Source organism: Paenibacillus sp. J22P15 (assembly GCF_056269345.1).
In genome coordinates this window covers 149335-162230 of sequence record NZ_JBWDNT010000002.1, presented here as the reverse complement: position 1 = coordinate 162230, position 12896 = coordinate 149335, and the positions used below count along the sequence as shown (strand labels likewise).

Below are 12896 nucleotides of genomic sequence, written 5' to 3'. Positions count from 1 at the left end.
GGAGCAACTGCCGCGACGGTCTACTCCCTGTCTGATTGAACTATCGTTACCCGTTAGTTTAGTATGAAGGCCAATGATTTAACGCTTCCTGTACCAAGGAAGTCTACCGAGTGGTACATCAATTTGCAGGTTCGTTGGTCCCTCCACGAAAGTACCGTCATCTCCTATCCAAATACCGAATGGGAACGTCACATTTCGGGTCCTCAAGCCCTTTACTATAACGGGTGCAACAAGTAGAGAGCCCCCCAGCATGAATTGATCTTGGATGGTCTCCATGCCTTCTTCGGGAAATTCATAAGCCATGTGACGCAGAATCGGCTCTCCAGTGATGGCTGAGTGCTTTGCAAGGTCCAGAATCTCTGAACCGAACTGCGCATGGAGTTGGGCTGCCTCTACGCAGTATCGCAAGTGCTTGTCATCCAGAACCCGCCAGGGTGCCGCAGAGAACTGCATCATAGGGAACAAGGCAGAGCACTGAGCATAACGGACAAATAATTCTGGATCCAATTTATCTGCCGTGAAACTCATATATTGGCCCCCGCCGATCATGTCGGGGCATGTATATGAATAGCCAAGTAGCCCTTGTGCTAATCCGTCAGGAATTAATGCATCTAACCCATTACCTTGCCATTCGTGGTTCTTATCCATTAACCTTTGAACAAGGGGTTGTCCTGCAAGCTTCCAACATGCACGATATTCATTGAGTCGATATTTCAGTCCTACCTTAGCCCACGCCTCACAATGTCCAGTACGAGTTGTTGGCACATAACTCAAATCATCAGACTCATAATATTCTACATCGCCAGCATCAAACTTAAAGCCGTCAATCCCATACTCGTTTTGCAGGAAATCGAGCTGTTCGTGAATCCACTTGATGGCTTGGGGATTGGTGCAATCAAGAATAGCACTATAACCGTTCCACCATTTTCGAATGGCTGTTTTGCCATCTCGTTCCTTTAAGAGAACCCCCATTGGTTCTAGCCTGCGGAATGTGAGAGTGTCTGGACTAATAAAAGGACATACCCAGAGCATCACCTTAAAGCCCATAGCATGCAGCTCTTGAACCATACTCTTGGGATCTGGAAACCGTCCCGAATGGAATTTCCAAGTTCCGTATGGCTCGTGCCAATTGTCATCAATCATAATTACGCCAGGAGGCATTCCGTGAGTAAGCACATTCCTTGCATATTGCAGAACCTTTTCTTGTGTAGGTTCATACAAAAGCTCGATCCAAAGATTGTATTGAGGAGCAGTGAACAGCAGTTCTTCTGGAATGGAAGAAATAGGAGGAAAAAAAGTACGGGATACATAGCAGTATGCCCCACGTAATGTTTCGTGGCCTTCACCTGAGAAGATTTCTCCTCCGATATTGCTCACCTTTAGACAATTACCCTCAAATTGGAAGGCAAAGGGCTCTTCGCTCCAAATGTATCTGCCTTTGTTTGAAATAAGTAATGGACAGGCTTGATTCCCATTGTGGCTTACAGCTAAGTCTGCACTGGAAAACGATTTGCCAAAAGGCATACTTCGACCATCTGCTGCCCGACCACCCCACCAATATTCGTTAGTCAGTAATTCAATCACAAGCTCACGATTTTCCATTTAAAAAATCACTCCTTTTCAAATACGATCTTACTGCTTGGAGTATAGGATGACAATCTTAAAGTCGTGATTTATAATATAACAAAATTGACTTTTCAAGACAGGTGAGGACTAAATGCTTGAGCTTTCTTCGTATGCATTTCGCAACGATGATAAATCGATCTTGACACTCAATTCCATAGGTTGGCAAAAAATTCATAGTCCTGAGTACAGCTTTGCGGGTGATGAACGTCCAGACTGCGGGCATGTTATTTTTCAATATACACTTAGCGGTCAAGGCTATATTGAATATGAACAACAGTGCATTCCCTTACCTAAAGGCTCGGGGTTTCTTGTCAAAGTTCCAAGCAGGCACCGATACTTTTATATGGATCACCAAGAACCATGGGAGGTCATCTGGCTGAATATACGCGGGGAAGAAGCAAACCGCATCTGGGATCTCGTGGTGGAGCAAGAAGGACCTATCATTCGACGAGATGTAGCCTCTCCCCTGATTCTTAGTTTCTGGAGGCTCCTTCGAATGATTGCCGACGAGAAGGTTACAGACCAATACCTGTTGTCCGTCCAAGTATATGAGTGGATGCTTACTCTGGTCCAAACGAGCAGGGAACTCAGCAAAGACATCAGTGCCAATTCAAGTATGATGATTAAAAAGGCCAAGAGATTCATGAAGGAACATTATTCTTTGCCGTTAACATTGGACACGCTTTCCGAGCATTGTAGGATCAACAAGTATCACTTATGCAGGTTGTTCCAGAAGTCTGAGCAAACCTCGCCGCTTGCATACCTGAGAGATCGACGGGTAGAGGCAGCTATTGCTATGCTCAGAACCACAGAGTTACCTATCCATGAGGTCGGGCAACGTTGTGGCTTCGAGAGTCCAAGCTACTTCGGTAAAGTATTTCGCGAGTATATGTCCATGACACCGAAGGATTATCGAATGAAGAGGCTGGAATTTCCTTATCATGCTATTTATTATGAGTAAAGAGCATTCTCGAAAACAGCGGTAGCCCAGGAGTTAACTTTAATCCTCAGCTACCGCTGTTTCTATTTATGTCCTTAGACTAATTCTTGCACTCATACAATTGCTTCATCAGTTCAACACCCTTTGTTGGATTTCTGCGTTAAACTGCCCGTTAGTTTAATGGAACTAGCATTAAAATGAGCACACCTCTCCAATACGCCTAGGGCGAGCCGAATGGCCTGAAGCCTGAACATGGTATTATCGGAAGTTACTGACTTCATTGATTAACTCTCAAATAGTGGTTTTAAATGTTCTTTATCAAGATCTAAGAGCTTTGAAATGTCTTCAATACCATAACCTAGTTTTATCGCCCTTAGTATTGTTTCTACCTTAACTGTGCCTTCTCTAATTGTATTATCAATATACTTATCAAATAAAATCATATCATCAGCACCTTCGCCGTCCAGCGAAAATACATATTTATAATCTCCAATATACTCTCCTATATATAAAATCCTTAAATTACAATATACAAAGTCAGAATAATCTTTAATATGTGTAAGCTGTAATGAATGAAATTCCGTTTGTATGAGCTTCATATTCGATTTGCCCTTAAACGTGTCAAAAAAATCATCCCGATTTTCTTTCTTCCAATTTGCTAAATATGTATTAAAACCATTTTTCGCTCTTTCCACTACTCGATGATCTTGTGACCACGTAAGTAAGTCTTTAGTATGCATTTTGTTGATCCTCTTTCTTGTATCAGTAATTTCCGATAACGTCATATTTGTGAACTTCGCAAACACTTCAATATTTTACATATTCGTGAATCGATTAAACTATCCTGCCCGTTAGCGGAATAGCGAAGAAAAGCTGACTGTTCATTCAGCCAGCTTTTTGTTTTATTCAACTCTTTTTTCTCGATAGTTCAACAAACAATACTTCATTCCTCTATTACAAGATCCTTCTCTTCACACCATTTAATAACTAATTCCTTTAAATTTTTTTCTTTGAATTCATACCATTGTTTTTCGACGTCATGTTCTCTGATCCCGTCTTTAAATCTTCTAAATGCCCCTCTTCCTTGAATAGCTCCAAACAATTCTTCTCGAACCTCTTCATCGCTTAATGTCCCAATAAATTCTTCTACTATTTCATACTCATGGTACTCGTTTCTTAATGTGAAATTGAGGTAAACCTCGTTTTCATCCTCTATAATTTTTATTGCTTGTTCAATGTTCTCTCTTTGCCAATCTGGATAGTTTTCAAGTGGCTCTTTATCTTCTGCCGCTCTCATCTCTTCTCTCGATAATATTATAACTTCTCCTGTCTGGGTGTTTATATATGTAACGGTCTCATCCATTTGAATTTCAATTTCATTAATTAGATCATCTAATTTTACCGCTGCTTTTTTCTTCTTTTCATACCTGTCCTTTCATTGATATCCCTTCTACAATACAGTTTATTCAAAATACCTGAATAAATGGAGCTGCTTTTGAAAATGCAACTCCTCCTCAACTATTGTGCCCGTTAGCGCAATCGACCGATTTCATAAGCTTTCTCTATTGCTGATTTGTAGTTATCCCATTTAAAGTGGAAAGGTCCAATATCGAGTGGTTGGTTAGTATGTTCTAAGTAAAAGTTACTCCACTCAACAATATCTAACTCTTTATCAATAGCTACAGAAATATATCCGCATTCTAAATCACCGCACTGCGGACAAATCAAGATTGGATACCTATGATACTTAAATTCAAAGGGATATTTAAATAAAAAGTAATCAGTTATAAGCTGTTGATGCTTATCATTACCCCAACCAAAAGCTGGTACGAAATCGTACTCTTTCAGCCTTTGAAATAAGGATATCGAATCAATGACTAAGTCAGCAAATACTGTGTTGTTTTCTTCTTTTGAAACATCTTCTCCATACCTGCTGGCTAATCTTGTCTTCAGAAAGTTTATATTAGTCATGGCTTAAATCCCCCAGTAACTCTACCATCCCTATTAGCACATATTGAAAGTGTCCTGCCCGTTAGAGTTTAATGCCTCTCTCTTTCCTATAACGACCCAATCATCTAACCGATAAGATTCAAGCGATAACTGTTCCGTCTCTAGCCATTTTTTCGCTTCAACAACAAGTGGTGAGGAATTAGCAGAATGAACTTCATTTATTGGTACCCAAAATGCCCCTAAAGAATCTTGTCCTTCGAATTTTTCTGGATTCTTCGTTAGCATTCCAGAATTGTATTGAACCAAATAAATAACCGCTACATGATGAATATGCGTGGTACCTCTTTTAGGAAGCTCATAAGGGATTAAGAAATCACAGATACCGACATTCCTTTTTATGTTGATGTTGACACCTGATTCCTCAATGAACTCTCTTTTTACAGCCTCTGCTAACGATTCATTAGCTTCAACTGTACCTCCGGGAAGGTCATATCGACCAATGTATGGACCCTTACCCTTTTGAATGACTAATAGCTTTTCTTCAGATAAGCAAATCCCGTAAGCCCCTAAATGTCGATGCCATTTTTCATTTACTTTCAACGAATACACCACCCAGAGATTATTCCACCCCAGTATAAATTCTTGAAGTTATTCCCAGTATCCTGCCCATTAGCGTAAAGGCAAGCAAATAGGGCGAAATAAGAATTCATAAGGCATCAGACTTATTCTGTCAACAAAGCAAGGACACTCCTCGGTAGAAGTGTCCTCTGCAATTATATTTTTTCTGTTTAATAGTGCTTATCAAAATCCACAAGATTGCAGGACGGTTGACCGTTATTAAGGTATGCCTTTAAGTTTGTCATAAAAATATCCATTGCCCTATCATCATAATACACCGTTGATCCCGAATTATGCGGGGTGATGATAACATTGTCCATCTGCCACAACGGACTCGTCTCGGGCAAAGGCTCTTGCTCGAATACATCCAAGCCTGCACCGGCGATCTTGCCCTCACGCAGCGCTTCAAGCAAAGCATCAGTATCCGTCGTTCCGCCCCTGCCGATATTGATAAAGTGTGCAGAAGCTTTCATGAGACCAAATTCCCTCCGTCCAAATAAACGATACGTCTCCGGTGTTAAGGGGAGTGTAACGATGATGTAATCGCTTAGCCGGAGCACCTCATCGAGTCCGAGATTATCGAACATTTGATCCACATATTGTGAAGGATTTCCAGATCGTCTTACCCCAAGCACCTTCATACCGAACGCCTTGCCCAACCTGGCCGTTTCCTCTCCGATCTCCCCGACTCCGATCACGCCCATCGTTCGGCCGTGAATTTCGTCCAACTTTCCCGTCGGTTTCCAGGTATTTTGGATTTGATGGCGGATCGAAAGATGAAGCTTTCGGGAAAAGGCAAGCATCATCGCCAAGATCGTTTCAGAAATCGGAAAAGCGTGTACTCCACTAGCATTTGTCAATACAATCCCTTGGGCAGCCATCTCGGCAAGCGGCATTCCGTCCACACCTGCCCCCCAATTCTGTATCCATTTTAATTTCGCTTTCGGATTCAAACATTGCTCCGCGACCGTCCTGTTCCAGCCGACTATAATTTCGGCTTCCTTCAGATGGAGAGTCCACAGCTCTTTATCGCCATGAATCACTTCCCATTCCGGGGGAATTACCGTGTAAATCTGTTCAAGTTTGTTCTGGGACAGTGGAAACAAGAATACTATCTTAGGCATATGGCTATCCTCTTCTTTCCCAAACAATGGGTTTTTCTATAGTATAAATAATCGCCGCCCGGTAAGAAAGAGCTTTTCCTAAGTATACTAACTTACATAAGAAAATAAATGCCAGATGATTATTGAGCTCTCGTTCCCCGTTAGCTGAACATCCAACAAATTATCTAACCATTCATCGCAGTGATTAGAAAACAAATTCTCGTGTCCTATATGATGTTGCTTATCACTAAATAAAGTTTGATACTCCTTGCCATCTGCAAAATCATTAAAGAACAAATCCATTGTTCCGTCATTTCTTTCCCACGCTATCGTCTCAATAAAGGGAGTTCTCCACTCCAGGGGTTGACGAGATCTTCCCGTTCGGAAAGAAACGACAGCCAATTAGATCGGCTGCCGTCTCTATGTGTTTATTAAGCTATAGTAACCCGTTATTCAATGAAATTGCCCTCCAATAAATGTTGCAAGGGGGCTCCTGCTTGAATATGGGCCTGCGACTTGCCCAGCAATGGTTTACCCACTTTATACATGCGAAGCGTTCTACGATAGGTGCGTTTCATCCGACCCATCTGCCCGGCGAAATAGCTCTCAGGCTTTTGAAGTGCCTCATGAATCGGCACAACCCGACAGCTTCGTTGCTTGCCATCCTTCGGGATACATACCCAAGTCGGAATGTATTCAATTCCTGCAATCCGGACGCCGTCGGATGTTTTCCGAATTCGGATACGAACAATAATACCAGATAAAGCGTCATCCTTGCCGTGTAGCCGCGTGGAAATAAAGTTACCCAGTGAGTAGATCGCGAACCGTTTTCTCGTCCGTCCGTCTACATCTTTCACAGTGCGGTACACCGCTGGCTGAAGAACATGCGGATGTGCGCCAAGAACCACATCAGCTCCCTGTCGAAACAAGAATCGGACCAGCTCCTTTTGGTTGGCAGATGGACTTCGGTGATATTCGAATCCGTTATGCATACAGACTATAATGAAATCCGATATCCTTCGCAACCGTTTCAAATCCTGTTTCATGCTCGTGCGAACAATCTTCTTAACGCCGGCAGGCTGCCCCTTAGGAACGATATTGCCGTTAGTGTCCCTCGTATACGAGAGTATGCCGATACGAATCCCTCCGGCAACATGAACACAGAGCTTTCGAGACTCATTCTTGTTCCGGTACGTTCCGACATGGGCAATCCCGTTCTTATCAAGTACTTTGAGCGTCCGTTTGAGCCCGCGAACGCCATAATCCATGCAATGGTTATTTGCCGTAGCGAGCACATTGAAACCAATGGTCTTCAAAGCCGAGGCGAAGTTATCCGGACATTTGAAGACCGGATTTCTATTCCTCGGATTCCGAATCGTCTTCGTGTATCCGTCTTCCGATCCACCGGCAAAGGTTGTCTCGAGATTGCCTATCGTCAGATTCGCATCCTGCAGATATTGGGTAACTGGTTCAAACACCTTCTCGAAATTATAAGTCCCGTTGTCACCTCGTTTATCACTGGTACGCGTTGATCGAATAAGCAGCGGCTTCATCAAGAGATCTCCAACCGCGGCAATGACAATATCATCAGACATACAATCTCCCTTTCTATAGTCTAATTTTTTCTAGACATTATATGTGATTCCACTCGACTTCGACATCAATTAGGAAACTAGTCGATTACCTAGGGAATCGAGCCTCGAAGCAGAAATCTGTGAAATCATTTTGTTCTGAATAGAAAGGGGCTATCCCATCGTCATCTTTGATGACTTTGATATGCTCCCCAAATAGTAGACAGGTGAAATAATAAAAACCTGCTACTTTGAGGGGAGCATTTTCATGTCTAAAGTTAAATATTGCGCATCAGAGAAATTTTCCATTATCAAAGAGATCGAAAGTGGTGAACTTGGCCTTATGGCCGCTGTGCATAAATATGGGATATCAAAAACAAGCTTGGTGAAATGGCAACGCCGGTATGAAGTCTATGGTTTTGAAGGATTAAAGCTTCAAACGAACAACCGCAGCTACTCCGCAGAACTTAAGCTACAGGCGGTTTTGGATTACCTAAAGGGGGAGCGAAGACTATGACGAAAGGACGTTCTACGACCTGGAATGAACGGATAGAGATTGTTCAGTATTGTCTGACGCATAACGAGGACTACGGGAAGACAGCGGAGCCCAACGAAAACTGGGGAACCCTAAAATGCGAAAAGTATTATTTGAATAAGTACCGAACTTTTGATGAACTTGAACGGGACATTGAGGCATACATCCACATTTACAATAACGAACGATTACAGGCAAAACTAAACGGCCTTAGTCCAATGGAATTCAGGACTAAGGCCGCTTAACGGTTTTATTATTTGTACTGACTACTTGATGGGGTGCAGTTCACTTTTTGGGACAGCCCCTTGATCACAATATTACGATTTATCATGCTTTTGGCGCCATGCATCTAGTTGTTTTTGTACCTCTGCACGTACGTTCTCAAGTCCAGCTTTATGCATTTCATTATTAAATTTGGGCAGGAAGGTGTCGATATCGACACTGCCGGTCATGAGTAGAGGATAGTATTTACGCCATACAATTTCCAACTTCTCAAATTCATCATTCATCATGGATAGGTCAGGGTTAAACCCTAGTACTTTAGATTTTGTAACTTGGGCGTTATACGTACGGAATTGCTCCCATTTATCCAGAGGATCAGGAAATTCACCGCCTAGTGTATTTAAGATAAACCAATTTCCTTGTGTGAATTGAACCCCCGCATAATTGGGAGCTTGATTCGTTAATGGATTCCCCTGAGCATCCTTCGGTGGAATAAGAACAACCTGACCATTGTGATCCAAGTTGTAATGAATCCCTTCAATACCATAGTTAAATAGATTGCGCAGCTCAGGATCGGTATTTAGTAAATTTAAAAATGCGATACATTCTTCTGGATATTTCGTGTTGGCGCTAACAGCCATCATCCCTCCGACCACGGAATCATTCGTCGCGATCTCACGAATGACAGGATTCGATACTACCTTATACCCCAGATCTTTACTCCAGTTGCTCTCAGATAGCGGTCCGCCGCTTGCGGATTTCCAAAACACCTTAGAATCTCGTTGAAGCGCTCCCGGTTCACGCAATGCAGAATCTTGATTAATGAAGCCAAGCTGATAGTAACGTCTGAGTGTTTTTAATATTTGCTTGGCTTCAGCGGTTTCGAAGATATTGACGACGGATGCGGTTGGATCCAGCGATTGTATCATTAAAGGTATTTTATAATTTGTAATATATTCATATCCGTACATAGCGAAGAAATTGTGAGAGTCCTTGTTCAGCTCCATGGGAATGTAATCCGGTTCATTCTTTTGAATCATCTGCAATAGAGGCTCTAGCGACTCTAACGTGTTATATTTTGAGATATCGATGTTATATTTTTTCACCAATGCTTCCGGATACATCCAATTTTCAAGCACGGCTAGTTCCTTGTTCGTAGGAATGCCATAAATACTTCCATCGTTAAGCTTCGTGCCTTCCCAGAAGACGGGATCAATCGCATCATACATCTCTTTGCCTTGATTCGTTAAATAATCATTTAGCTTCAACCAGGCACCGCGTTTTGCGTACGTTTTAAAATTAGGAGCAAAGGCGATATCAAATGAGGTGTCCGATGAGATCATGGTATTCAAACGATTCTCGTACTCTTCCCAGCCAATCTTAATATATGTGATTGTAATTCCAATCTTCTGTAGAAGAAGCTCATTGATCTTGTTATTGACAAGATTAAGATTCTTATCTGGATCACCAATCGTATAATAAATGAGGTTTACAGCCGATTCATTGCGGGATTCGGGAGCGGTCTTATTCTGGCTCGTGCATCCGGTGAGTTGTGTAATGAGTAACAGGGCAAGGCCAACAATAAGGCAACTACATTTATTCATGACATGAATCTCCCCGACACATTTTTTGATCATTTATAAGAACTAATAAGTTTCACACTTATAATATACTTATAATTCACCGCGAAACGAGCTTATGCCTTCAGAGGACGGCGCCAGCCGTTTACGCTTGATTTATGCTGGTTAATTTAATTTTTTTCGCGTAGTTCAGAGGGTGATTTTCCAAAGTAATTCTGAAAATGTGTGTAAAAATAATTTAAGTTATTATATCCTACTGAACCAGCAATCCATTGAATCTTCTCATTTGTAGATAAAATTAACTCTTTTGCACGCTGCATGCGATAAATCATCAAATACTCTGACAGCTTTATGTGTGTTTCTTTGATAAATAATTGCCCAAGGTAGATGTTATTCATTTGTAAACGTTCTGCGACAGATTTAAGTGTGATGTTCTGGGCATATTCTGTCTTAACCATGAGTAGAATACGTCGTACTAACTTGGAGAGAGTATCATAGGGGACACCGAGTACAGGGTCCACTTGAAGTAAATCTGCACTTTGATTACCTATTGTCCCATGGAGATCCGTAACAATAATATTCTCGACCACCTGTTGCAGCTTCTCACGATCCACGGGCTTTAGTAAATAATCTTTGACCCCGCAACGAATCGCTTGCTGAGCATAGTGGAAATCACTATAACCGCTCATAATGATATATTTTGTTGGAAGGTTTGCTTCATTTAGTCTTTGAATCGCATCGTATCCACGGTTTTTTCCAATGCACACATCAAAAATAGCTATATCAGGTAATAGCTGTATTGCTCTTGATACCGCGGCATCTGTGGAATTACAAGTTTCGATGTGCTCGAACCCGTAGTGTTTCCAATCCAGAATACGTTTCATTCCTTCTAGAATTTGCGGCTCATCATCAACAATTAACAGCTTGTACATTTCTAATCACCTCTCACCTCTTTAGAAATCTGTACAGAGATTTTAACGCCTGCTTCATCATTGTTATCAATGTTTATGGAAAGGCCTTGCTCATAATAATATTTTAGTCGAGTATAGACATTATATAAGCCGATACTCTTCGTATTCGTGCCGTAGTTGCTCGATAAAGCATATCGAATTTCAGCTAGCCGATCTTCCTCAATGCTGATTCCGTTATCGATAAATTCCAATCTATAGAAATCTTTGTCTTCCCAGCCTCTGACTATAAATAAATTAAATTCCTTCTCTATCGAAAAACCATGAACGAAGAAGTTCTCAGCTAACGTTTGCATCCAAAATTTTATGGTAGGAAGCAACAGAACTGAATCCTCTACATCGATTTGATAATAAAAATGACTAGGGTATTTAAACTCCATAATTTTAAGGTATTTTTGTAGCAGCTCCAGTTCGCTTCCAATGGAAATAATATTGTCCTTCTGAACAATCTCACGATATAACGCACCTAAAGTAGCAATGGCATCTGCCGTATGCGCATCCTGATTTACCAATGCTGTAGATCGAATAACCTCTAGTGTATTATAGAGAAAATGTGGATTGATCTGATGTTGCAGCGCTTTCATTTCAGCTTCCTGCTGTTTCAGCTTGAGTACAAATTCATTGCGAATATGTCTGTCGAGCTGGTGGATCATATCGTCTACTTCACGCGCAATCATGCCGTATTCATTACGCCGATAGCGTGCAGGTTTATTCCGGGTAAAGTCGGCGGTTTTCACTCGTTTAATGGATTGAATTATACGATGCAGAAAGCGAGCATCGTCTCGAAGATTATAAACAACGAGCAGTAATACGCTGACCATAGCAGTTAATATGACGGAGAATAGCTTGAATAGCACGGAGCTCTGGTCTCGTATTAATGTGCCCAAATCAATTGTGCTTACAAACCTATAATTAAACTTTGTTGAAAAAAAAGTGTCATAGAAGATCGGTGTCAACGAGTTATCAAATATAAATCCATGTGTATCCTTATTGGCAATGGCTAGTTGAACAATATGCTCTGTCTTCATATTGCCATTGCCGATGAGATATACATCTCCAGCAGCATTAACGGCGGCTGCTTTACCAAGCTGATAATTGTTAACACTGCTGAAAATCCGCTCACTGCTAACCTGAAAGCGAATTTCACCTGATCCCTCTGTGCTTTGAAATAATTTCTTTCGATATACGAAACCCTTTTGAATGCTTTCTTGGAATATTTCGTCATCGTTGGATATACCAAATTGATAGCTAGGAATGCCGTTATTATCAAAAAATATAACATTTCCACTATGCGCTGAATGTACGCTGATTTGCATAATATCTCCTTGTGCCCAGCGATATAGGTAGGTTTTAACATCTTCTGGGAAGGAGAGAAGCTCCTCTTGTGAGTATGGGTTGTTTAACAGTCTCTTTGTCAGATATTGATCGATGGTTGGGCTCATAAAGTATTGAGTATCCTTCATTAGATCCTGATTGGAATAAATTCGCTGTAAATAAGCTTCTATGCGATCAGTATCGCTTTGGAAGTTATTCTCTATGCGGGAAAAAGCATTGGCAGCTTCGATTCGAGCGTTGCCAAGCGATTGATTAATTACGATTGCACTCGTCAATATCTGTAACGTTAATCCAACTAATACAATGAAGATCAGATATGCCCAAAACTTATTTCGATAAATTTTTATACTCAAAAGAGTATTCATGCGGCACCTCAGCACAGGTAGGTAGTAATTAAATTTTGTCTATTGGACGCAAAAAGTATACGGTACAGTTATTTAAACTATAC

Annotated in this window: 13 protein-coding genes; 3 read left to right on the top strand and 10 right to left on the bottom strand. The window is 41.3% G+C overall.

The window, feature by feature from the left end; all coding sequences use genetic code 11:
* Nucleotides 1-78: 78 nt before the first annotated feature.
* The gene (locus AC0YN6_RS05600) at nt 79-1602 is read right to left on the bottom strand and encodes a glycoside hydrolase family 31 protein (RefSeq protein WP_475745669.1); all 1524 of its coding nucleotides are present in this window, start codon (nt 1600-1602) and stop codon (nt 79-81) included.
* A gap of 115 nt (nt 1603-1717) precedes the next feature.
* Here AC0YN6_RS05600 and AC0YN6_RS05595 point away from each other — a divergent pair, with 115 nt between their 5' ends.
* The gene (locus tag AC0YN6_RS05595; protein ID WP_475745668.1) at nt 1718-2587 is read left to right on the top strand and encodes a helix-turn-helix transcriptional regulator; all 870 of its coding nucleotides are present in this window, start codon (nt 1718-1720) and stop codon (nt 2585-2587) included.
* Nucleotides 2588-2850: 263 nt separating this feature from the next.
* Here the strand turns inward: AC0YN6_RS05595 and AC0YN6_RS05590 are convergent, their stop codons facing one another.
* The 6 genes from AC0YN6_RS05590 to AC0YN6_RS05565 all read right to left on the bottom strand — a co-directional run bounded on the left by AC0YN6_RS05590 (nt 2851) and on the right by AC0YN6_RS05565 (nt 7832).
* A complete protein-coding gene (locus tag AC0YN6_RS05590) occupies nt 2851-3306 on the bottom strand; it encodes a hypothetical protein (RefSeq protein ID WP_475745667.1) in 456 nt (151 codons plus the stop codon).
* Between the two features lie 203 nt (nt 3307-3509).
* Complete coding sequence (locus tag AC0YN6_RS05585) at nt 3510-3929, bottom strand: UPF0158 family protein (protein WP_475745666.1); 420 nt, start codon at nt 3927-3929, stop codon at nt 3510-3512.
* 167 nt (nt 3930-4096) lie between these two features.
* Nucleotides 4097-4537 carry an oxidoreductase gene (locus AC0YN6_RS05580; protein WP_475745665.1) on the bottom strand — a complete coding sequence of 147 codons (441 nt, stop codon included), beginning with the start codon at nt 4535-4537 and terminating at the stop codon, nt 4097-4099.
* Nucleotides 4538-4570: 33 nt separating this feature from the next.
* The gene (locus AC0YN6_RS05575) at nt 4571-5116 is read right to left on the bottom strand and encodes an NUDIX hydrolase (protein ID WP_475745664.1); all 546 of its coding nucleotides are present in this window, start codon (nt 5114-5116) and stop codon (nt 4571-4573) included.
* A gap of 188 nt (nt 5117-5304) precedes the next feature.
* Entirely contained in the window at nt 5305-6258 is a 954-nt protein-coding gene (locus tag AC0YN6_RS05570) for a D-2-hydroxyacid dehydrogenase (protein WP_475745663.1), read from the bottom strand.
* Nucleotides 6259-6686: 428 nt separating this feature from the next.
* The gene (locus tag AC0YN6_RS05565) at nt 6687-7832 is read right to left on the bottom strand and encodes a CapA family protein (RefSeq protein WP_475745662.1); all 1146 of its coding nucleotides are present in this window, start codon (nt 7830-7832) and stop codon (nt 6687-6689) included.
* Nucleotides 7833-8076: 244 nt separating this feature from the next.
* Here AC0YN6_RS05565 and AC0YN6_RS05560 point away from each other — a divergent pair, with 244 nt between their 5' ends.
* Nucleotides 8077-8325: a helix-turn-helix domain-containing protein gene (locus AC0YN6_RS05560; RefSeq protein ID WP_475745661.1), complete on the top strand. Its 249-nt coding sequence runs from the start codon at nt 8077-8079 to the stop codon at nt 8323-8325.
* The gene (locus AC0YN6_RS05555; protein ID WP_475745660.1) at nt 8322-8588 is read left to right on the top strand and encodes an IS3 family transposase; all 267 of its coding nucleotides are present in this window, start codon (nt 8322-8324) and stop codon (nt 8586-8588) included. Before AC0YN6_RS05560 ends, AC0YN6_RS05555 begins: the two co-directional genes overlap by 4 nt.
* A 72-nt stretch (nt 8589-8660) precedes the next feature.
* Here AC0YN6_RS05555 and AC0YN6_RS05550 read toward each other — a convergent pair whose 3' ends face one another.
* The 3 genes from AC0YN6_RS05550 to AC0YN6_RS05540 all read right to left on the bottom strand — a co-directional run bounded on the left by AC0YN6_RS05550 (nt 8661) and on the right by AC0YN6_RS05540 (nt 12813).
* Nucleotides 8661-10169, bottom strand: coding sequence for an ABC transporter substrate-binding protein (locus AC0YN6_RS05550; RefSeq protein WP_475745659.1), 1509 nt, complete (start codon nt 10167-10169; stop codon nt 8661-8663).
* Nucleotides 10170-10315: 146 nt separating this feature from the next.
* The gene (locus AC0YN6_RS05545) at nt 10316-11077 is read right to left on the bottom strand and encodes a response regulator transcription factor (RefSeq protein WP_475745658.1); all 762 of its coding nucleotides are present in this window, start codon (nt 11075-11077) and stop codon (nt 10316-10318) included.
* Nucleotides 11078-11079: 2 nt separating this feature from the next.
* Nucleotides 11080-12813: a sensor histidine kinase gene (locus tag AC0YN6_RS05540; RefSeq protein WP_475745657.1), complete on the bottom strand. Its 1734-nt coding sequence runs from the start codon at nt 12811-12813 to the stop codon at nt 11080-11082.
* Nucleotides 12814-12896 lie beyond the last annotated feature (83 nt).